At 35.4% G+C, this 20,239-nt stretch carries 18 protein-coding genes and 1 pseudogene; 16 read left to right on the top strand and 3 right to left on the bottom strand.

Features of this window, described 5'->3' with window-relative positions:
* The first annotated feature begins 115 nt into the window (after positions 1–115).
* The 3 genes from MKY90_RS02450 (at position 116) to MKY90_RS02460 (ending at position 3,268) form a co-directional block, all read left to right on the top strand.
* Positions 116–370, top strand: coding sequence for a biotin/lipoyl-containing protein (locus MKY90_RS02450; protein WP_002010281.1), 255 nt, complete (start codon positions 116–118; stop codon positions 368–370).
* Positions 371–476: 106 nt separating this feature from the next.
* On the top strand, positions 477–1,898 hold the full coding sequence (locus tag MKY90_RS02455; RefSeq protein ID WP_061674659.1) for an amino acid permease: 1,422 nt from the start codon (positions 477–479) through the stop codon (positions 1,896–1,898).
* A 47-nt stretch (positions 1,899–1,945) separates the two neighbouring features.
* A complete protein-coding gene (locus MKY90_RS02460) occupies positions 1,946–3,268 on the top strand; it encodes an acetylornithine deacetylase (protein ID WP_280526913.1) in 1,323 nt (440 codons plus the stop codon).
* Positions 3,269–3,365: 97 nt separating this feature from the next.
* On the opposite strand, the gene MKY90_RS02465 is transcribed toward MKY90_RS02460, so the two are convergent.
* Complete coding sequence (locus tag MKY90_RS02465) at positions 3,366–4,019, bottom strand: helix-turn-helix domain-containing protein (RefSeq protein WP_002029602.1); 654 nt, start codon at positions 4,017–4,019, stop codon at positions 3,366–3,368.
* A gap of 137 nt (positions 4,020–4,156) precedes the next feature.
* On the opposite strand from MKY90_RS02465, the gene ytaF reads away from it, so the two are divergent.
* Complete coding sequence (gene ytaF / locus MKY90_RS02470) at positions 4,157–4,768, top strand: sporulation membrane protein YtaF (protein ID WP_341090236.1); 612 nt, start codon at positions 4,157–4,159, stop codon at positions 4,766–4,768.
* A 163-nt stretch (positions 4,769–4,931) separates the two neighbouring features.
* Here ytaF and MKY90_RS02475 read toward each other — a convergent pair whose 3' ends face one another.
* Both MKY90_RS02475 and glsA read right to left on the bottom strand, forming a co-directional pair.
* On the bottom strand, positions 4,932–5,276 hold the full coding sequence (locus tag MKY90_RS02475) for a DUF3969 family protein (RefSeq protein WP_002091149.1): 345 nt from the start codon (positions 5,274–5,276) through the stop codon (positions 4,932–4,934).
* Positions 5,277–5,450: 174 nt separating this feature from the next.
* Positions 5,451–6,380 (bottom strand): glutaminase A, encoded by a 930-nt coding sequence (glsA, locus tag MKY90_RS02480; protein ID WP_098167584.1) that lies wholly within the window; start codon positions 6,378–6,380, stop codon positions 5,451–5,453.
* Between the two features lie 324 nt (positions 6,381–6,704).
* Between glsA and nagE the strand changes: the two genes are divergently transcribed.
* The 12 genes and pseudogenes from nagE to pflA all read left to right on the top strand — a co-directional run bounded on the left by nagE (position 6,705) and on the right by pflA (position 20,086).
* Positions 6,705–8,198, top strand: a complete 1,494-nt coding sequence (nagE, locus tag MKY90_RS02490) for an N-acetylglucosamine-specific PTS transporter subunit IIBC (protein ID WP_002169219.1) — start codon at positions 6,705–6,707, stop codon at positions 8,196–8,198.
* 264 nt (positions 8,199–8,462) lie between these two features.
* Positions 8,463–9,713, top strand: coding sequence for a serine hydrolase domain-containing protein (locus tag MKY90_RS02495; protein WP_002169218.1), 1,251 nt, complete (start codon positions 8,463–8,465; stop codon positions 9,711–9,713).
* A gap of 86 nt (positions 9,714–9,799) precedes the next feature.
* Complete coding sequence (locus MKY90_RS02500) at positions 9,800–10,615, top strand: hypothetical protein (protein ID WP_002029609.1); 816 nt, start codon at positions 9,800–9,802, stop codon at positions 10,613–10,615.
* Between the two features lie 170 nt (positions 10,616–10,785).
* Positions 10,786–11,187, top strand: a complete 402-nt coding sequence (locus tag MKY90_RS02505; RefSeq protein WP_002125041.1) for a hypothetical protein — start codon at positions 10,786–10,788, stop codon at positions 11,185–11,187.
* A gap of 16 nt (positions 11,188–11,203) precedes the next feature.
* Positions 11,204–11,398 (top strand): hypothetical protein, encoded by a 195-nt coding sequence (locus tag MKY90_RS02510; RefSeq protein WP_002169217.1) that lies wholly within the window; start codon positions 11,204–11,206, stop codon positions 11,396–11,398.
* Positions 11,399–11,411: 13 nt separating this feature from the next.
* Positions 11,412–12,959 (top strand): glycosyltransferase family 2 protein, encoded by a 1,548-nt coding sequence (locus MKY90_RS02515; protein ID WP_341090245.1) that lies wholly within the window; start codon positions 11,412–11,414, stop codon positions 12,957–12,959.
* Positions 12,949–14,193, top strand: a complete 1,245-nt coding sequence (locus MKY90_RS02520; RefSeq protein WP_098167583.1) for a nucleotide sugar dehydrogenase — start codon at positions 12,949–12,951, stop codon at positions 14,191–14,193. The genes MKY90_RS02515 and MKY90_RS02520 overlap by 11 nt, the downstream gene beginning before the upstream one ends.
* Positions 14,190–15,155, top strand: coding sequence for an NAD-dependent epimerase/dehydratase family protein (locus MKY90_RS02525; RefSeq protein ID WP_002140285.1), 966 nt, complete (start codon positions 14,190–14,192; stop codon positions 15,153–15,155). The genes MKY90_RS02520 and MKY90_RS02525 overlap by 4 nt, the downstream gene beginning before the upstream one ends.
* Positions 15,148–16,692, top strand: a complete 1,545-nt coding sequence (locus MKY90_RS02530; RefSeq protein WP_002169214.1) for a glycosyltransferase family 2 protein — start codon at positions 15,148–15,150, stop codon at positions 16,690–16,692. The genes MKY90_RS02525 and MKY90_RS02530 overlap by 8 nt, the downstream gene beginning before the upstream one ends.
* Positions 16,664–16,883: pseudogene (locus tag MKY90_RS02535) on the top strand (hypothetical protein). Before MKY90_RS02530 ends, MKY90_RS02535 begins: the two are co-directional and overlap by 29 nt.
* Positions 16,884–17,035: 152 nt before the next feature.
* Complete coding sequence (pflB, locus tag MKY90_RS02540; protein WP_341090252.1) at positions 17,036–19,285, top strand: formate C-acetyltransferase; 2,250 nt, start codon at positions 17,036–17,038, stop codon at positions 19,283–19,285.
* Between the two features lie 69 nt (positions 19,286–19,354).
* A complete protein-coding gene (gene pflA, locus MKY90_RS02545) occupies positions 19,355–20,086 on the top strand; it encodes a pyruvate formate-lyase-activating protein (RefSeq protein WP_002029624.1) in 732 nt (243 codons plus the stop codon).
* Positions 20,087–20,239: the final 153 nt, after the last annotated feature.

Below are 20,239 nucleotides of genomic sequence, written 5' to 3' on the forward strand. Positions count from 1 at the left end.
GTATTTTGCATGAATAGTAGTTAAGATCTCTAAATTTAAAGAGTAGGGGGATTATGAATCTTTATAGTGTATGCAACGTTTCAGTTTCAATTAATAAGAGGGAGGAATTTATAAAGTGAAGACGGTTATAGAAGGCGTGTATAGTCCTTGTTACGGGAAAGTAGAGAAATTATTTGTTACTGAAAGTTCTTACGTATATGAGTGGGAAAAATTAGCGTTAATTGAAACAATAGATAAGCAGCAGGTGGAAATTAAAGTGGGAATCAGTGGTTATATCGAATCATTAGAAGTGGTAGAAGGACAAGCTATCGCTGATCAAAAACTATTAATAACAGTGAGAGATGACCTTTTAATAACAGGTAGTGATTAATATAAGTAGTGTGTATTTTTGCTCTTTTAAATAATTATTTTTACTATGAAGAATTTTAAAAACGCTTACATTAAATAGGTTTGCAAAGTGAAAAGGGGGGATTTATATGATGGATCAAAACCAAGGATTAAAAAGGGAATTGAAAAGTCGGCACATATTTATGATTGCACTCGGAGGGGTTATTGGTACTGGGCTTTTTTTAGGATCCAGTTATACAATTCATGAAGCTGGACCTGGAGGAGCGATTGTAGCGTATCTTGTCGGTGGATTTGTTATGTATTTAACGATGCTCTGTCTTGGAGAGTTAGCGGTTGCGATGCCTGATGCAGGATCGTATCAAACATATGCTACAAAACATATTTCACCTGCAGCGGGTTATGTAGTGGGATGGATGTCGTGGCTAAACTGGACGGCTACGATAGGCATTGAATTAATTGCAGTTAGTATATTAATGAAACGTTGGTTTCCAGATGTATCATCATGGATTTGGTGCGTAGTGTTTGCCGTATTGCTCTTTGTTATTAATGCGTTATCTTCAAGAAGTTTTGCGGAGGTTGAATTCTGGTTTGCAAGTATTAAAGTAATTACAATTATTGCATTTATCATTTTAGGCGGGGCAGCAATGTTTGGTTTTCTAGATATGAAAGGAAATGAACCAGCACCGATGTTTTCTAGCTTTACTGATTATGGTGGATTGTTCCCAAATGGATTATCAGCAATTTTAATTACGATGATTGCAGTTAATTTTTCATTCCAAGGAACAGAACTAGTTGGTATTGCAGCTGGTGAGAGTGAAAATCCAGAGAAAACGATCCCGAAGGCAATTAATAATACAGTTTGGCGCATACTTGTTTTCTTTGTACTATCCATTTTTATTCTTGCGGGACTATTTCCTTGGCAGCAAGCAGGCGTGATAGAAAGTCCATTCGTAGTTGTATTTGATAAAATTGGTATTCCTTATGCGGCTGATATTATAAATTTCGTTATTATTACAGCGGTACTATCAGTTGCGAATTCAGGATTATATGCAACTTCTCGTATGCTATGGTCGATGTCTAATCAAGGAATGATTAGCCCGATTTTTGGTAAGTTATCTAAAAACGGTGTTCCTATTTATGCATTGATTGTAAGTACGTTTGTAGGGTGTCTCTCATTACTATCAGGTATTTATGCGGAAGATACAGTTTATTTATGGCTTCTTTCTATTGCTGGGTTTGGAGCGATATTAGTTTGGGCATCTATTGCTTTATCTAACCTATTAGCTAGAAGGACATACGTGAAGCAAGGGGGAGATATTAAGGATTTGAAATTTAAAACACCACTGTATCCATTTGTTCCAATTCTTGCTTTAGTGTTAAATTTAACAGTAATTGTAGCTATGGCTTTTATTCCAGAACAAAGAATGGCATTGTATTGTGGTATTCCATTTATGATTGTTTGTTTACTATTTTATCGTGCTACCAGAAATAAGAGAAGTAAAGTAGAACATAATGAAAAGACAAATACAACTGAATTAGAAAGTTTATAATAGTGATTAATTTGGAGACTGTAAGATTGTAAACAGTCTCTTTTTTTGTGAAAATAAATTTGGAAACATACTACGTATGCAAAGGGGAATTAGCAATGAATCAAGAAGTTTCACAGCTATTAGAACAGATTGATTTACGAAAAGAGGAGCTACTAGAACTTACAAAAACTTTAATTCGTTTTGAAACACCAGCACCACCAGCAAGAAATACAAATGAGGCGCAAGAATTTGTTGCGGAGTTTCTAAAAAAACGAAATTTTAGTATTGATAAGTGGGATGTATATCCAAATGATCCGAATGTTGTTGGAGTGAAAAAGGGGACAGCAAGTGAGTCACATAAAAGTCTCATTATTAATGGACATATAGATGTTGCAGAAGTATCAAAGGACGAACCGTGGGAAACAAAGCCGTTTGAGCCGTTTATAAAAGATGGTTGGTTAGTTGGGAGAGGCGCAGCAGATATGAAAGGTGGACTAGCTGGAGCCTTATTTGCTATTCAGCTTTTAGAAGAAGTGGGGATTGAATTACCTGGAGATTTAATTTTTCAATCGGTAATTGGCGAAGAAGTAGGAGAAGCAGGGACACTTCAATGCTGTAAGCGTGGTTATGATGCTGATTTTGCAGTAGTAGTTGATACAAGTAATTTACATATGCAAGGGCAGGGCGGCGTAATTACTGGATGGATTACAGTGAAAAGCCCGCAAACGTTTCATGATGCAACACGTAGACAAATGATCCATGCTGGAGGACGTCTATTTGGAGCGAGTGCGATTGAGAAAATGATGAAGATTGTCCAAAGCTTACAAGAATTAGAGCGTCATTGGGCAGTCATGAAAACATATGAAGGCTATCCATCTGGAACAACAACAATTAATCCAGCTGTTATTGAAGGAGGACGTCATGCGGCATTTATTGCGGATGAGTGCCGATTGTGGATAACCGTACATTTTTATCCAAATGAAACGCATGAACAAATAATAGAAGAAATAGAAGAGTATTTAGGAAAAGTGGCAGCAGCAGATCCATGGTTAAGAGAGAACCCACCACAATTTAAGTGGGGCGGAGAATCAATGATTGTGGATCGTGGCGAAATTTTTCCTTCTTTAGAAGTAGATAGCGAACATTTTGCTGTCAAAACGCTAAGTTCAGTACATGAATCTATTTTATCTAAAAATGCAATTTTAGATATGTCAGCAACGGTAACTGATGGCGGATGGTTTAGTGAGTTTAACATTCCAGCTGTTATTTACGGACCAGGTACATTAGAAGAAGCTCATTCAATAAATGAGAAAGTTGAAGTTGAGCAGTTAATTGAATTTACAAAAGTAATAACAGCGTTCATATATGAATGGTGTCATACAAAAAAATAGATTAGTATATTGAAATTGTACAGGTATGTACTTGTACGCTTTTTTAGTGAACTATTTCAGAGTTGAACATAAACAACTGAAATAGTTCTTTATTTTTCTATGTTTTTCGTTTTATTTCAATTAATTTCTCTTTAGCTAATTCAACGGCAATCGCATCATCTAAATAGCCGATTGGAAAAAGATAATCGGGGATAATGTCTGTTGATAAAATGAAATATAGTAAGGCACCCCCAATAATTGCACGCTCTTCGGTTGAAATGGTTTCTGTACAAAATTGTTGGTACATATTTGTTAATTGCTCAATGAAAGGACCAGCACTATCAATTTGTTCTATTTTACTTTTGAAACTCTCGTGAATACGTTTTTCGCCTTCAGTAGTTTGAGCATAGCGCTCGTAATTTTCAAGTTCTTGTTTTACACGAGTTGTTGTGTATTCGAAGTCGAATAGGTTAGAGGATTGTAATGTTTGTTGAATTGTATCGAGAGATGTGTACATATCTGCTTTTTCCTTATTTATGTGTGGAGAGTTAGGGTACATTTCATCAAGTAATAATTGCGGTGGAACTTGTAGACAGTTTGCGAACTTTTGTAAATGGTTTTGCTTCGGTTGTTGTTTGCCATTAATTATTCTTGAAATTGTTGCAGGATCAATATTTGTAAGTGTTCCTAGTTGGCGCATAGATAGAGCGCGCTCCTTTAACAGTTTCTTTATTAATTTACCGAGCCGCTCATTTGGATTTCCATTGGGCATAATGTAGGCACTCCTTTTCTATTGTCTATCGTTGAAAAAATGTTGAGCATTTATTACAAGTATATGAAACAGACAGGCACAGTTGCTCAACATTTTCATAATATGCAACGAAAAGTGAGAAAAGGGGTGACTGTACGATGAGTACGGCAGTTTTATTTTCAATTTTTTTAATCGGGATTGCGTCTAATTTAGATAATGCAGGTGTTGGGATTGCATATGGCATTCGTAAAATTCGAATTTCGTGGCTTAACAATTTTATCATCGCATTTTTTGGATTTTTATTTACTTTACTAGCTGGATTTTTTGGGAATTGGATCGCATTATTTATTTCAGAGTTCACAGCAAACATTATTGGAGCAGTCGTTTTAGGAATAATCGGGGTGTTTATTTTATGTCAGCCTTTCTTGAGTCAAAAAGATACCGTAGAATCTAAAGATAGTAGTGTACTTATGGGGGTTTTACGTAATCCAGAAAAAGCAGATTTTGATGGTTCTAAAACAATTAGTTTTTCTGAAGCAATTGTTTTAGGAGTTGCATTGTCCATAAACAATATTGCAGGTGGATTTGATGCTGGAGTAACAAATTTAAATCTTTGGCTTACGGCATGTATTTCTGGAGTTTTTAGTTTTATTTGTATTAGTGGTTTTACGTATGTTGGTAAAAGATTTTTAGCTGAATACTTAGGGAAATGGGCAACTGTAATTGCAGGTGTGTTATTAATTCTTATTGGAATTGATCAATTGTTGTAAGAAGGATAGGGAAAACAGTATTCGAGTATTTCCTTGGAAATACACTAAAAAATTGCATATATCGACGTGAAATCTTTTCACGGTAATGAAAGATTGTAAGTATTATACAAATCTTTGTGTGTAAAAAGGTTTAAAAAAGTAAAAGCACCTGCATAGGTGCTTTTTAGCGTATATCTTCAATTAGTTGTGCACATTCATCATCATGCATACTGTACTCACTTAAAACTTGAATACAAAGCCATTTCAGTTCTTCAATACTATGCTCAAGTTCTTCGGGAAGTACATGGTAAATGTCTTCAAGTCCCATTCCAAAATGAATAAGTTCTAGTACTTGATCATCGATGTTCCGATCCATTAATAGTTCAAGCACTTCTAAATTGAATATGTATCGGTGAGCTTCATCGAGTGAAACAACTTTTAGTTTCAAACTTTCTACAATACTCAATATGAAAAGAAGAATTGTTTTTTCGAGAACAGGTTGTTTCTCCATTTGAAATATGAGTTTCATCTTTTACACCTCCACATACAGCGCTAGGTTGTACTATATTATTCAGGAGGGGGGAGCAAATATGCATAATAAAGAGAACTTTTATTACTGTTTTTTTGAATTGTGTTGATGCCTAGTAGAACGGATTTTTTGTGAAATAAAAAAACCTGCCAATATAGCAGGATAACTTCTAAATTAAAACATACTCCAAGCTTCTTGAGCAGAAAGTAATTCAAGAATTTTAAAACCAGCGATACTATTTCCGTTTGCATCTAAAGCTGGTCCAAAAATACCGATTCCCATTTCGCCTTTTACGCAGCCGAAAATGCCGCCCGCTACACCACTTTTTGCAGGGATTCCAACACGAATTGCAAATTCACCAGATTCATTATACATCCCGCAAGTAACCATAAATGTTTTACAAATTTTCGTAATATGTTTAGGGATGATCTGTTTCTTTTTATAAGGATCATATCCATCCATTGCAAAGATTAAACCAATACGTGCTAGGTCGATACAGTTAACCTCAATTGCACATTGACGCGTATATAAATCCATAAGTTCTTCAATATCGTTATCGATGATGCCATTTTGTTTCATATAGTAACAAAGTGAACGGTTTAAGTAAGCTGTTTCTAATTCAGAAGTGGCAACTTTAGAAGAATAACTAATAGTAGGATTGTCTGTTATATCACGCACAAATTGAAGAATGCGTTCCATCTTCTCCTCGTTATCATTACCAGCTAGCATACTTGTAATAGCTAATGCACCCGCATTAATCATTGGATTAAGAGGCTTGGAAGAACTTGTTGTTTCAAGCTTAATAATAGAATTAAATGGGTCACCAGTTGGTTCCATTCCAACTTTAGAAAATACATATTCTTCACCACGGTCTAAAAGGGCAAGAGCAAGTGTAATTACTTTAGAAATACTTTGAAGAGTAAATAGTGTTTGTGAGTTACCAGCATGGATATATTCTGTTTCTTTATGGAAAATAGCAATCCCTAGATCATTTGGATTTGCATTTCCTAGTTCGGGGATATAAGTAGCAAGTTTTCCTTTTTTCGTATATGGTTTTACTTGTTCTAACAACTGCTGTAAGTTGTTTGTTTCAATGCACTGCATAGTACCAACGCTCCTATTTCGAATTAACTAAGTTTACTTTTCCCGATATGCTCGGAAATAAATAATAACATGAAAAAGTGGAATGATAAAACGAAAGTTGAATGTTCTATAGTGAGTCTTCAGTTTCGATTATTCCGTGTTATAAAAGGAAAATTTTCCTTTTATATAACAGTTTGGAAATAGGAGATTTATCCATAAAAAGTTCGGAAATAAAAACTACACATCTATACAACTATATGTTATTATGGTTATGTAAATAGAAAGCGTTTTCTAAGGCGTACTTATAATGATAACGATTTCATAAATTTGATAGGGGGAATTAAAATGTTGCAGTTTTTACAACGTATTGGTAAAGCGTTAATGCTTCCAATCGCAGTGCTACCAGCAGCAGGATTATTGCTTCGTCTAGGACAAGAAGACGTATTAAACATTCCTGTTATGGCACAGGCCGGTGCAGCAATTTTTGATAATTTAGCACTTATTTTTGCAATCGGTGTTGCAATCGGTTTATCTGTTGACGGTAGTGGTGCAGCTGGTCTTGCAGGTGCAATTGGTTATTTAGTTATGAAGAATACAACTAATGCTTTAAGTGTTACTTACTCAACAGCAGAACTAAACGATAAATTAAAAAGTGTTCAAGATTTAGTCGGTTCAGTAGATCCAACTAAATTAGCGGATACAATGAATAAAATTTCAAAAGCAGCGGCGTTAACGCCAAAAATAAATATGGCCATACTCGGTGGTATTATTGCTGGGGTTGTTGCTGGATTACTATACAATAAATTCCATAAGATTAAACTACCAGAATGGTTAGGATTCTTTGCTGGAAAACGTTTCGTACCAATCATTACTTCTATTGTAATGCTTCTGTTAGGATTAGTATTCGGTCAAATTTGGCCAACAATCCAAACTGGTATTGATGCAGTATCACACGGTATCGTAAACTTAGGTTCAATCGGTGCAGGGTTATTCGGATTATTAAACCGTTTATTAATTCCAATCGGTTTACACCACGTAATGAACACATACTTCTGGTTCGTACTTGGTGACTTTACAAACGCAGCTGGTGATATCGTTCATGGTGATATTGCACGCTTCTTTGCAAAAGACCCATCAGCAGGTATGTTTATGACTGGTTTCTTCCCAGTTATGATGTTCGGTTTACCAGCAGCATGTTTCGCAATGATTGCGGCTGCTAAACCAGAAAAACGTAAAATGGTTACAGGTATGTTAGGTGGTCTAGCATTAACTTCATTCTTAACTGGTATTACAGAGCCAATTGAATTCTCATTCATGTTCTTATCACCAGTATTATATGGTGTGCATGCAGTATTAACAGGATTTTCTTTATTCATAACAACATCACTTGGCATTCATGATGGTTTCACATTTAGTGCTGGTGCTATTGATTATGTTATCAACTTTGGTATTGCAACAAAACCTGTATTATTAGCAGGTATCGGTTTAATTTATGCAGCAATTTACTTTGCAGTATTCTACTTCTTAATTAAGAAGTTCAACTTGAAAACTCCAGGTCGTGAAGATGACGATGAGTTAGTTGAAGATGGTGAGGCACCAGTTGCAGGTTCAATTGGTGAAACTTACGTAGCAGCTTTAGGCGGAAAAGACAACTTAACAGTGATTGATAACTGTGCAACGCGTTTACGCTTACAAGTGAAAGATGCAGGTTTAGTAAATGAACCAGCATTAAAACGTGCGGGTGCAAAAGGTGTTATGAAATTAAGTGAAACAAGTGTACAAGTTATCGTAGGTACAAATGTTGAATCTGTTGCCGATGATATGAAAAAACACGTATAAATAGTTAGATAAGAGGATATCCAAAAAGATTGATAACAACAATCTTTTACAGGATATCCTCTTTTATTATGTTGAAATTTTAAAGAGAATCTTACTTTTGTAAATTTTCTTTTTCTTTTTTATACATATAGGTTGGTAATATGTTCAGCGCGTGATAAAGTAGGGATGACATAGAATGGAGTGTCTATAATCTACTGAAATGATTTGGAGAAAGTCTTGTGTAGATGAATTAAATTATCGGTAAATAAGGGGAAAAAGGTAATCATGGATCAGGAAAAAAATACTGTTAATGGGAAAGCACGTCGGCCGATTGTATACATAAAAAGAACAATCATTCTCGTCTTACTATTATCACTTGTATATTTCATGTATACAAAAATTGTTGCGCATAATAAAAAAGAGGAAACTTTAAAAGCAGCAGCAGAAATGAAGAAGCAAGAAGAGATAAAAAAGATAGAAGAAGTGAAAAGGCAAGAAGCTGAAAAACAAAGAAAACAAAAAGAACAGGAAGAACAGATAAAACAGGCGCAAGTTATAGAGAAACCTGCTGAGGGACCGCCTCAAGAAATTAATGAAAACGCTCAATTGGATCAATATTTACAGAGCATGGGATTTAGTGGGACAGCTGTTATTGTGAAGAATGGGAAAGTTCTTGTGAATAAAGGATACGGCATGGCTAATAAAGAGAAGCAAGTGCCGAATAATTCAGAGACGACCTTTTATATTGGTTCTATTTCAAAAGCATTTGTGGCGACTGCTATTATGCAACTCAAAGATCAAAATAAGTTACAAGTAGAGGATACAGTTGCAAAGTATATTCCAGACTTTCCTCAAGGTAATAGCATTCAGTTAAAACATCTATTAACACATACATCAGGCATTCCGGAATATGAGCAGGGAAAAGAGGATATTTCTCATGAAGAACTGATAAAGCGGATAGGAAATCAAAAGCGTATCGGGAGTCCAGGAGAGAAATGGAAGTATTCCGATTCGAACTACTCTATACTTGCTTACATTGCTGAGAAGGTAAGTGGACAGTCGCTCGAAGAATATATAAAACAACATATTTTTGCGACTGCGGGTATGAAACATTCTGGTTTCGGTACAGCGTTGGAACAAACAAGATTCCCATCAACGGGTTATAAAATAGTGAATAACAATATGACAACACCTAATATTCCGAGCATGTCACAACTATATGGTTGTGGTGATATATATACGAGCGCGCATGATTTATATTTATTTAATGAAGCACTCTTTTCTGGAAAATTAATTTCAAAAGAGAGTTATAATCAAATGTTTACAGCCGTGAAAAAGGATTATGGATTTGGCTGGTATGTAGATCCAGGAAGCTATTCAAATCACGGTGTAATGCCAGGTTGGAATTGCTTAAATGGTTTTAGTAAAAATGGTAGTGTATATGTGGTTTTATTATCTAACATTCAAAATAACATTAAATCATTTGGTAAAGTGAATAACGACATTTATACGATGTTACGAAATATAGAAGTGTAAAAGACTGTCCTTTTGGATAGTCTTTTTTGCATTGAGGAAATATATGTGCGGTGCGATAATGAAATAAATGGAAAAGGGGGAGGTTTATGAGTATACATAAGCATCATGCACGCAATGCGAAACGAACTTTGTTTATAGCTATCATTGTATGGATTATCGTTGTAATTGGATTAGTTATGGAATATAAAAAAGGAACAATATTCACTTCAGATAAAGAAATTCTGAAATTAATAGGTATTTTGCTACCAGCGTTTGGATTACTAATATATAGTTTTATAGAAAAACGAAGAGCAAAAATGCTTAGACAGGATAATTGTAATATAGGGAGCTCTAGATTATTTGAACAACAAAAGTTCGTTGTTCGTAGAGAGGTAGGGGTATTTCAAGTAATAACGTACTTTGGATTAGATGGCAGTGCAGTAGGGTTTTTAAAAGAAGAGTATAATTCCGTTATTCAAAGTATATGGAAAGGCGCACTTTCTTTTCTTTTTAAGGGACTACATAAGCAACAATTTTATTTATATAATCAATCGGGAGAAAGATTGCTGCGTGTTCAAAAGAAGATGGGCGTGCGTAACTTCTATATATTTTATAGTGTAAATGGAAAGAAAATTGGAGAGTTGAAACAAGTACTAAGTTTAACAAAATGGGAATGGATATTTTTAGAGATGAATGGTAAGGAAATTGGTAAAGTGACTGGGGACTTTTCAGCAACAATGCAGAAAATAGACTGGCAAGATGGAACACATATTGATGTGAAAGAAGATGGTATTCCGTTAGAAGCTGCAAAATATTTTTCGGCAAGTGGTGGATCCCTTGTTACAGCTTCTATATCCGGACAAGCAGAATTATCAAGAGCGGTATATTACGGCGTAGCTGCCATTGTGACAATTAAAAATTAAAGATTAGCAAAGAGATAGATGGGAAACCATCTATCTTTTTTTATGCCCTGAAACAATTATTTCTTTTAGAAAATGTATGCCTTACCTATCACAAAAAAAGTCTAATTTGTATAAATTAAGATGTATGGATATAAATTTTTATACTTTAAAAATAATAGGAGGAGAAGCATATGTGTCTGTTCAGAAAATATTGGCATAAATTATCCAGACTGTTTAATAGACAATTAGGCTATTTTTTAGATGACAAGTTACTGCCTGCTGTGGAACGACTTTTATTTTCACAAAACTTTGCGAGATTTATTCAAAGAAATTCTAAGCAAGCTACGGAAGAGTTTATAGAATCAAGTCAATTTCAATCTATTATTTGTAACATTTTAAAAGAATGCAATACATCACCTTTTAAGGAAATTGCAAAGCAATATTTAGGTAAAAACGTAGAAATTACTGTGACAGTTGGACAGTTAATAGGTGTTATTGTAGCAGTTGGTGACGATTTCTTAACGCTGCAAGAAGGAATAGGAACTGAAGTTTTATTACCATTTACAAGTATTATATCAATGAAAGAAGTGTAAGAAAGGAGACTTATATATGTTATTTACTGATGAATTGCGTAACCATGTTGGTGAATTAGTGCAAGTTGTGACAGCGGCCGAAATTGTTGCAGGTATTCTTTTATCTGTTACGGACGGGGCAGTAAGTGTTCGTACAGCTCCTTCTTATGGACCACCTGAAGATGTACTTGTGCGTATTCCTATTATTGCTTATGTTCGCTTGGAAGGGTAAGAGTGATACAAGTATGAGAATATCAGTTGTTATTCCAGCGCATAATGAAGCAAGTACTTTATCACAAGTTTTAGTAGAAGTGGAGAAGCTGAAGCCGTATGAAATTATTGTAGTAGATAATGGATCGACAGATGGAACGAATGAAGTCGCATTACAGCATAGTTGCCATGTAATTTATTATAAACATTCTCTTGGTAATGATGTAGGAAGGGCAATTGGAGCTAGAGAAGCAAAAGGTGAAATTGTATTGTTTTTAGATGGTGACATCGTTATTGAGAGTAAAGAGCTACAACGTTTCGTGAAAGGAGTTCAGCAAGGGCATCAAATTGTTGTGAATAATTTAACATGGTCTGTTTATTTAAAGATGAGACCACACTATACGACAGTTGGAAAATTCATGTTGAATCGTTATTTGAATAAAAAAGAGCTTGTTGTTGGTTCTTTAATCGCAATTCCACATGCGATGAATCGGGATCTTATTGAGAATCTTGGGTGGTGGAATTTAGCAGATCCAGCACTATTTCAAGCGATGGCGATGTCTAGAGGAGTAGATATTGCCGATATGGCTTCGGTCGATGTAATTCACACGAATAAGGTTCGTCCTGTGCATACGGGTACATCACCTGGTTCTCCTTATCCGAAGGCGACTAGTCGTATTATGGGTGATCATTTGTGTGCTTTGCAATACGTAATCGAAACATATGGTAAACGTGGCGGTTTTTCGGAGGGAAACAGGGATAGAGAGTTTATAGGGAAGTATAAACCAGTTTTATTACAAAAGGAAAAAGCGAAATACAGTGCTATTATACCCGTATCAGAAGAAAAAATGACTATAAGATCTGTCATACAGGAAGTGAAAAAGGCAGGTGTAGATGAAATTATAGTTGTTACGAATGGAGCAGATGCCGAGACAATTAAACAAGTAAAGCTAGAGAATGTTATTGTAGTTGAATTCGCGAAGGCACTTGGACATAATGTAGCACGAGCGATAGGGGCTATGCATGCTACGGCAGATATTTGTTTATTTGTTGATGGTGATTTTGCTATTCCGGCAAAAAAGCTAATTCCATTTTTGCATGCTATTGAAGAAGGAAACGATGTGGCGTTAAATGATTTGCAATGTTTGTTAGATATGTTTCACCCGGCAGATCCAATTAGTATGGGGAAATATTTCGTGAATTTGGTAGCGAAACGACCAGATTTATGGAATAACTCATTAACGGCAGTGCCACATGCTATGCATAAAAAGGTAATAGAGAAAATTGGATATGATTCCCTTATCATTCCACCATTAGCTCAAATGAAAGCTATTTTAGAAGAATGCTCTATTACAGCAGTGGAATTTGTAGATGTTATAAAAACAAATCGAGTACGTCCAGAGCAACATGGGTTTGTAAATGGAAGAATTCCTGCATTCGATCGTATTTTCGGTGATCAGCTTGAGGCGATTGCTTATTTATTACAACATACGAATGGGCGCGGGAGTTTTACAGACGGAGAAAGGGATAGAGATATAATACTACAATTGAGAAGGGAAGAAGAGAATATAGATGAATGCTAGTAGTAAAGTAACCATTATTGGATTAGGATATGTTGGCCTTCCTTTAGCGGTCCTTTTTGCAGAAAGAGGACATGCTGTACTTGGATTAGATAAAGATACTAGGAAGATAGAATCAATAATTAAAGGAGAAAGTTATATTCCTGATGTTTCTTCTAACGTATTACAAAATCTATTGAACGAGAGAAAATTAATAGTAAATACACCAGATAAAGGTGTTGCGGAGTTCCAAAATAGTGAGTATGTTATTGTGACTGTGCCAACGCCAATTAATGAGAATAAAGAACCCGATTTAAGTGCACTCGTTTCAGCCTCCCATTATATACAACAACACCTTCAAGAAGGACAAACCTTCATTTTTGAAAGCTCCACATATCCAGGTACACTGGAGGAAGTTATCATTCCTATTATTTCTCAAACAGGTAAAAAGGTAGGAGAAGATTATTATATTGGGTATTCTCCAGAGCGAATTGATCCAGCGAATAGCCAGTATTCAGTTGAAACAATTCCAAAAGTTATTAGTGGACAAACCGAGCAGTGTAAACAAAAAGTACAGGATTTGTATAGCACTATATTTGATGTAGTCGTTCCAGTTAGCTCTCCGAAAGTGGCCGAGATGTGTAAGCTATTTGAAAATATTCAGCGCTTAGTTAATATTTCATTAGTAAATGAGTTAAATATACTTTGTGAAAGTTTGAATATTAATTTTTATGAGGTGCTTGAAGCGGCATCTACAAAACCGTTTGGATTTACTCCGTATTGGCCAGGACCAGGAATAGGAGGACACTGTATTCCGGTAGATCCTTTATATTTTCAATGGAGAATAAGAAAGGCTGGAGCAATTAGTCAATTAATTGAGGCAGCACATGTAATTAATGAAGAAATGCCAGCGAAAATAATCGGGAAAGTAAAAGGTGTGGTGCAATCACCCGCAACGGTTTTAATAGTAGGGATTGCATATAAGAAAGATGTAAATGATTTGAGAGAATCACCGGCGTTGCCAATTATTCAATTATTAATAAAAGAAGGATACAAGATAGAATATCATGATCCGTATATTTCTACAGCGAAAATTGGAGATACACTATATCAATCTGTTCCATTAGATGAACAAAGAATTAAACAAGCAAATTGTATTTTAATTGTAACGGATCACTCTAGCATCGATTGGAATCTTTTTAAAGGGATTGAGCGATTAATAGATACACGTGGAATCGTAAAGAAGGTGAGTGCATGAGTGAAAAATGTTTAATTACAGGTGGAGCAGGATTTATTGGTTCGCATTTAGCTGAAGAGTTGGTGAAAAGAGGTTATGAAGTTACTATTGTGGATAACTTCTATAAAGGAAAAAATAAATATCATAATGAGTTAATGAAAGAGCTCCGGGTTATTCCAATAAGCGTTTTAGATAAAAATTCAATTTATGAATTAGTGAATCAACATGATGTGGTGTTTCATTTAGCTGCAATTTTGGGAGTCAAAACTACAATGGAAAAAAGTGTAGAGCTTATTGAAACAAATTTCGATGGAACGAGAAATATTTTACAAGCAGCGTTAAAAGGGAAGAAGAAAGTAGTATTTGCATCTACTTCTGAAGTATATGGAAAGGGAGAGCCGCCATTCTCTGAAGAAGGAGATCGTTTATACGGTGCAACTTCCAAAATACGTTGGAGTTATGCAATTTGTAAAACGTTAGAGGAAACATTATGTTTAGGGTACGCATTAGAAGGTTTACCTGTAACGATTGTTCGTTATTTTAATATTTATGGTCCAAGAGCGAAAGATGGTCCGTACGCAGGAGTAATTCCACGATTTATTCGTGCGGCTTTGCAAGGTGACGATATTCTCGTGTATGGAGATGGAAAGCAGACACGCTGCTTTACGTATGTAAGTGATGCGGTCGAGGCAACAATTCGTGCAATGGATGAGAAGGTAAATGGTGAAATTATTAATATAGGTTCTGAGAATGAAAAAAATATAAGGGTAGTAGCGGAAGATATAAAAAAATTAACGAAGTCTATTTCCAAAATTGTGCACGTTCCATTTGAGGAAGTATATCCACATGGATTTGAAGAGATTCCAAATAGAAGACCAGACGTAACGAAATTAAGAGAACTCGTTCAGTTTCAAGCGAAAGTAACGTGGGAACAAGGATTGAAAGAAACTATTAAATGGTTTCGTGAAGAAAACAATGGCTAAGTCGTTATCAGTTATTATTCCCGTATGTAATGAAGTGGATACGATTTCAGATGTGGTTCAATCGGTAAAACCATTGAATCCAGTAGAGATTATTGTAGTAGCAAATGGTTGTAATGATGGTACAGAAGCGATTGCTGAGAGCTTAGGGTGTACAGTAATCCAGCATAAAGAGTCACTTGGTAACGACGTTGGACGCGCAGTTGGTGCAAAACATGCGATAGGTGATGTATTACTGTTTGTAGATGGAGATTTTGCTATTCAAACTTCAAAATTACAATTATTCCTTAATCCGATTTTACATGATCAGGCGGACATCGTTTTAAATAATTTGGACGCATTATTTTTAAAGAAACAAAAACCGCACTCCGTGACAGTATGGCGCCAAATATTAAATGCAATGTTAGAGCGTGAAGAATTAAAAATTGATTCTTTATTATCTGTACCTCATGCGCTGACGAAGGAAGTTGTGCAAAGTATTGGAGACGAATGTTTTGTTAATCCTATTGTGGCTCATCTACGCCTAGCACAAAGTAAATGGAGAATTAGTCGTCATTGTGCAATTGACGTTATTACGCCAAATAAATTTCGTCCATTCGAGCATGCTGCATATGGCACGGATCTTTCTCAATCTGAAAAACGAATGATAGGTGATCATATAGAAGCTGTAGCAGAGCGGATATTAGGCAGCGATGGGCGCGGAGGATATTATGATGGAAATAGGAAAAGAGAGAGTGTCTATCATACTCTAAATTTTGAAGATTTTTATCAAGGATGGGGCGTTACATCTAATTTGTATAAAGGAGAGCAATTATCGGTAATTATTCCTGTGCAAAATGAAGAGAAAACAATTGGAAACGTTATAGAAGAGCTTCGCAAAATTGAACCTTTTGAAATCATCGTTGTTGTAAATGGTTCGTCCGATAAAACGGCAACAATTGCAAAAGACAAGGGAGCAACAACAATTGTGTATAAAGAAGCACTTGGAAACGATGTGGGGCGTTCGCTTGGAACTTATTTTGCAAAAGGAGAAATTGTTTTATTTATAGATGGTGATTTTGTTATTCCAGCTAGTGAGCTATATCCCTTTGCAAAAGCTATTGCAGATGGAACGGATGTCGCATTAAATGATTTAAATCATTATTTAGATTTGAGAGTACCACTTCATCTTGTAACAGCATTTAAATATGCATTAAATTTAGCTTGTAATAGAAAAGATTTAGGAGTAGGCTCTCTTATTGCTGTACCTAATGCGTTTAGTCGTACTTGTTTGAAGGAAATAGGGTATAAATCATTATTGTCACCTTGTGTAGCACAAGTTAAAGCTGTACTTTCAGGTTTTGAAATCGCTTGTGTAAGTCGTGTCGATGTTGATAAGATGAACCGTATTCGTCCCAGTGAACATTTCGCAAAAATAGGTCATCCTCCAGCTGTCCTTCGAATTATTGGTGATCATATAGAAGGATTAGAGCAATTAATTGCATTAACAAACAGTCGTGGTGGATTTTACGATGGAAATAGAAAAAGAGATGTTTTATAGTGGTAACAAAAAAAGTGTACAACGTATGTACACTTTTTTTGCTCTGTTATAAAAACTATAACAGATTAGGAGATAAGAGTATTACAGCTCTACAATGGGTATCGTTCTTATATTACAAAATAGGACTCGTATATAAGAATACCAAAAAAATACAATTAAAGAAAGGGTTAATTCTAAAGAGTTTTATGTGAGGTTAACACTATGTATGTAGTAGTTTGCTCAACATTTCACAAACATGTCACAACTATTTCGTCCACTTCCGAAAAAAAGTAGTATTCTAAGTGTGTAAGCTGTTATATAAAAGAACGTAGTCCTGTACTAATCAAAAATGGAGGAGATTAGGATGACTCAAGTATTAGAAAATGTAAAAAGCGCGTGGGAAAACTTTAAAGGTGAAAAATGGAAAGCAGAGATTGATGTTCGCGATTTCATTTTAAATAATGTAAACGCTTACGAGGGAGAAGACTCTTTCTTAGCGGAAGCAACTGAAGCAACGAAACAACTTTGGGATCAAGTAATGGATTTAACAACAAAGGAACGTGAAAACGGTGGCGTTCTTGATATGGATACAAAAATTGTTTCTTCTATTACATCACATGAACCAGGATATTTAAATAAAGATATTGAAAAAGTGGTCGGTTTCCAAACTGATAAACCATTTAAACGTTCTTTACAACCATATGGTGGTATTCGTATGGCAGAACAAGCTTGTGAAGCGTATGGATATGAAATGGATAAAGAACTTAGCAAGATTTTCAGAGACTGGCGTAAAACTCATAATCAAGGTGTATTTGATGCATACACACCAGAAATGAAAGCGGCTCGTAAATCAGGTGTTATTACTGGTCTTCCAGATGCGTATGGACGTGGACGTATTATCGGTGACTATCGCCGCGTAGCGCTATATGGTATAGATCATTTAATTGAAGCGAAAAAAGCTGATTATAATTTAACTGGCGGTGTAATGAGCGAAGATACAATGCGTTTACGTGAAGAATTATCTGAGCAAATGCGTGCACTTCAAGAGTTAAAACAGATGGCTGCTTCTCATGGATTCGATATTTCTAAGCCAGCTACAAATGCACAAGAGGCCTTCCAATGGTTATACTTTGCTTATCTTGCAGCAATTAAAGAGCAAAACGGGGCAGCAATGAGCCTTGGACGTACCTCTACATTCTTAGATGTTTACATTGAAAGAGATTTAGCAAATGGTACTTTAACAGAAGAAAAAGCACAAGAAATTGTTGACCATTTCATTATGAAATTACGTCTTGTGAAATTTGCAAGAACACCTGATTATAATGAACTATTCTCTGGAGATCCAACTTGGGTAACTGAATCTATCGGTGGTATGGCGTTAGACGGCCGTCCGTTAGTAACAAAAAACTCATTCCGTTTCTTGCATACATTAGATAATTTAGGACCAGCACCAGAACCAAACTTAACAGTTCTTTGGTCTAAACAATTACCAGAGAACTTTAAAAACTACTGTGCAAAAATGTCTATTAAAACATCAGCAATTCAATACGAAAATGATGACATTATGCGTGCTGACTACGGTGATGACTACGGTATTGCTTGTTGTGTATCAGCAATGAGAATTGGTAAACAAATGCAGTTCTTCGGAGCACGTGCAAACTTAGCGAAAGCATTACTATATGCGGTTAACGGTGGTAAAGATGAAAAGTCAAAAGCACAAGTTGGTCCTGAATACGCACCAATTACTTCTGAAGTATTAGATTATGAAGAAGTTATGCGTAAATTCGATATGACAATGGAATGGTTAGCTGGTCTATACTTAAATACATTAAATGTAATTCACTATATGCACGATAAATATAGCTATGAACGTATTGAAATGGCACTTCACGATACAAATGTTCTTCGTACAATGGCAACAGGTATCGCTGGATTATCTGTAGTAGCAGACTCTTTAAGTGCAATTAAATATGCACAAGTAAAACCAATTCGTGATGAAAATGGTATTGCAGTTGATTTCGAAATTGAGGGGGATTTCCCTAAATACGGTAACAATGATGATCGTGTAGATGAAATCGCAGTAAATCTTGTGAAAACATTTATGAACAAGATTCGCAAACATAAAACATACCGTAATTCTGTTCATACAATGTCAATCTTAACAATCACATCTAACGTTGTATACGGTAAGAAAACTGGTAACACTCCAGATGGACGTCGTACTGGAGAACCATTTGCACCGGGGGCAAACCCAATGCATGGCCGTGATACAAAAGGTGCATTAGCATCATTATTATCTGTAGCTAAATTACCATATGAAGATGCACAAGATGGTATTTCAAATACATTCTCTATTATTCCAAAAGCACTTGGTAAAGAAGATGATGTACAAGTACGCAACTTAGTATCTATGCTTGATGGATATGCAATAAAAGAAGGACACCACTTAAATATTAACGTATTTAACCGTGAAACATTAATGGATGCAATGGAGCATCCTGAAAAATATCCACAATTAACAATTCGTGTATCTGGTTACGCTGTTAACTTTATTAAATTAACTCGTGAACAACAAATTGATGTAATAAACCGTACAATGCATGAAAGCATGTAAGTGAAAAAAGTGTCCCTCTGCTTTTAATATATAGCGGAGGGAGGCTGTTTCAATAAAGGAGGAAGTAACATGGTAAAAGGAAGAATACATTCTGTAGAGTCTTGTGGTACTGTTGATGGCCCAGGGATTCGTTATGTCATATTTACACAAGGGTGTTTATTACGTTGTCAATATTGTCATAATGCTGATACATGGGAAATCGGTAAAGGTAAAGAAATAACAGTTGAAGAAGTGATGCAGGATGTGACATGTTACCTTCCATTTATTGAAGCTTCTGGAGGCGGTATAACAGTTAGCGGTGGAGAGCCACTATTACAGCTAGACTTCTTAACCCAGTTGTTTAAAAAGTGCAAAGAAGCTGGTATCCATACAACAATCGATTCTTCTGGCGGTTGTTATTCTGAAGAACCAGAATTCCAAAATAAGCTAGATATTTTAATGGAGTATACAGATTTAGTTTTATTGGATTTGAAGCATATTGATTCAAAGAAACATCGTAAATTAACAGGGAAACCAAATGAACACATTTTACAATTTGCTCGTTATTTATCGGATATAAAGAAACCAATTTGGGTAAGACATGTATTGGTTCCCGGTGTTACCGATGGTGAAGAGGATTTGCAAAAATTATCAAACTTTATTCAAAGTCTATCTAATGTTAAGAAAGTGGAAGTGCTGCCATATCATAAGCTCGGTGTTTATAAATGGGAGGCACTTGGACATAAGTATCCACTTGCGGATGTGAATCCACCGACAGAAGAAAATGTTGAACATGCAAAACATATTTTACAAGCAGTCTAACCTAAACATTTGGTTAGGCTTTTTGTTTCTTCATAATAAAATCTAGAGTATATATTTAGAAAAGAGTATACTGAAAAGGGAATATCCATATTTTTGTAAAGAATAAGCGGAGAAATTTACATAATTGTAAAGGGAAATCAAAATAGTAAAAAG

The sequence above is a fragment of the Bacillus sp. FSL P2-0099 genome (genome assembly GCF_038007445.1).
GTDB classification, from domain to species: Bacteria; Bacillota; Bacilli; order Bacillales; family Bacillaceae_G; genus Bacillus_A; species Bacillus_A mycoides.

What these genes read in the sequence shown, in the direction of transcription:
- MKY90_RS02475 (WP_002091149.1), bottom strand. Translation starts at nt 5,276, where the DNA reads ATGAAACTCATATTTCAAATGGAGAAACAACCTGTTCTCGAAAAAACA.
- MKY90_RS02465 (WP_002029602.1), bottom strand. Translation starts at nt 4,019, where the DNA reads ATGCCCAATGGAAATCCAAATGAGCGGCTCGGTAAATTAATAAAGAAA.
- MKY90_RS02500 (WP_002029609.1), top strand. Translation starts at nt 9,800, where the DNA reads ATGAGTATACATAAGCATCATGCACGCAATGCGAAACGAACTTTGTTT.
- ytaF (WP_341090236.1), top strand. Translation starts at nt 4,157, where the DNA reads ATGAGTACGGCAGTTTTATTTTCAATTTTTTTAATCGGGATTGCGTCT.
- MKY90_RS02510 (WP_002169217.1), top strand. Translation starts at nt 11,204, where the DNA reads ATGTTATTTACTGATGAATTGCGTAACCATGTTGGTGAATTAGTGCAA.
- MKY90_RS02530 (WP_002169214.1), top strand. Translation starts at nt 15,148, where the DNA reads ATGGCTAAGTCGTTATCAGTTATTATTCCCGTATGTAATGAAGTGGAT.
- MKY90_RS02495 (WP_002169218.1), top strand. Translation starts at nt 8,463, where the DNA reads ATGGATCAGGAAAAAAATACTGTTAATGGGAAAGCACGTCGGCCGATT.
- MKY90_RS02520 (WP_098167583.1), top strand. Translation starts at nt 12,949, where the DNA reads ATGAATGCTAGTAGTAAAGTAACCATTATTGGATTAGGATATGTTGGC.
- MKY90_RS02525 (WP_002140285.1), top strand. Translation starts at nt 14,190, where the DNA reads ATGAGTGAAAAATGTTTAATTACAGGTGGAGCAGGATTTATTGGTTCG.
- nagE (WP_002169219.1), top strand. Translation starts at nt 6,705, where the DNA reads ATGTTGCAGTTTTTACAACGTATTGGTAAAGCGTTAATGCTTCCAATC.
- glsA (WP_098167584.1), bottom strand. Translation starts at nt 6,380, where the DNA reads ATGCAGTGCATTGAAACAAACAACTTACAGCAGTTGTTAGAACAAGTA.
- MKY90_RS02505 (WP_002125041.1), top strand. Translation starts at nt 10,786, where the DNA reads ATGTGTCTGTTCAGAAAATATTGGCATAAATTATCCAGACTGTTTAAT.
- MKY90_RS02455 (WP_061674659.1), top strand. Translation starts at nt 477, where the DNA reads ATGATGGATCAAAACCAAGGATTAAAAAGGGAATTGAAAAGTCGGCAC.
- pflB (WP_341090252.1), top strand. Translation starts at nt 17,036, where the DNA reads ATGACTCAAGTATTAGAAAATGTAAAAAGCGCGTGGGAAAACTTTAAA.
- pflA (WP_002029624.1), top strand. Translation starts at nt 19,355, where the DNA reads ATGGTAAAAGGAAGAATACATTCTGTAGAGTCTTGTGGTACTGTTGAT.
- MKY90_RS02515 (WP_341090245.1), top strand. Translation starts at nt 11,412, where the DNA reads ATGAGAATATCAGTTGTTATTCCAGCGCATAATGAAGCAAGTACTTTA.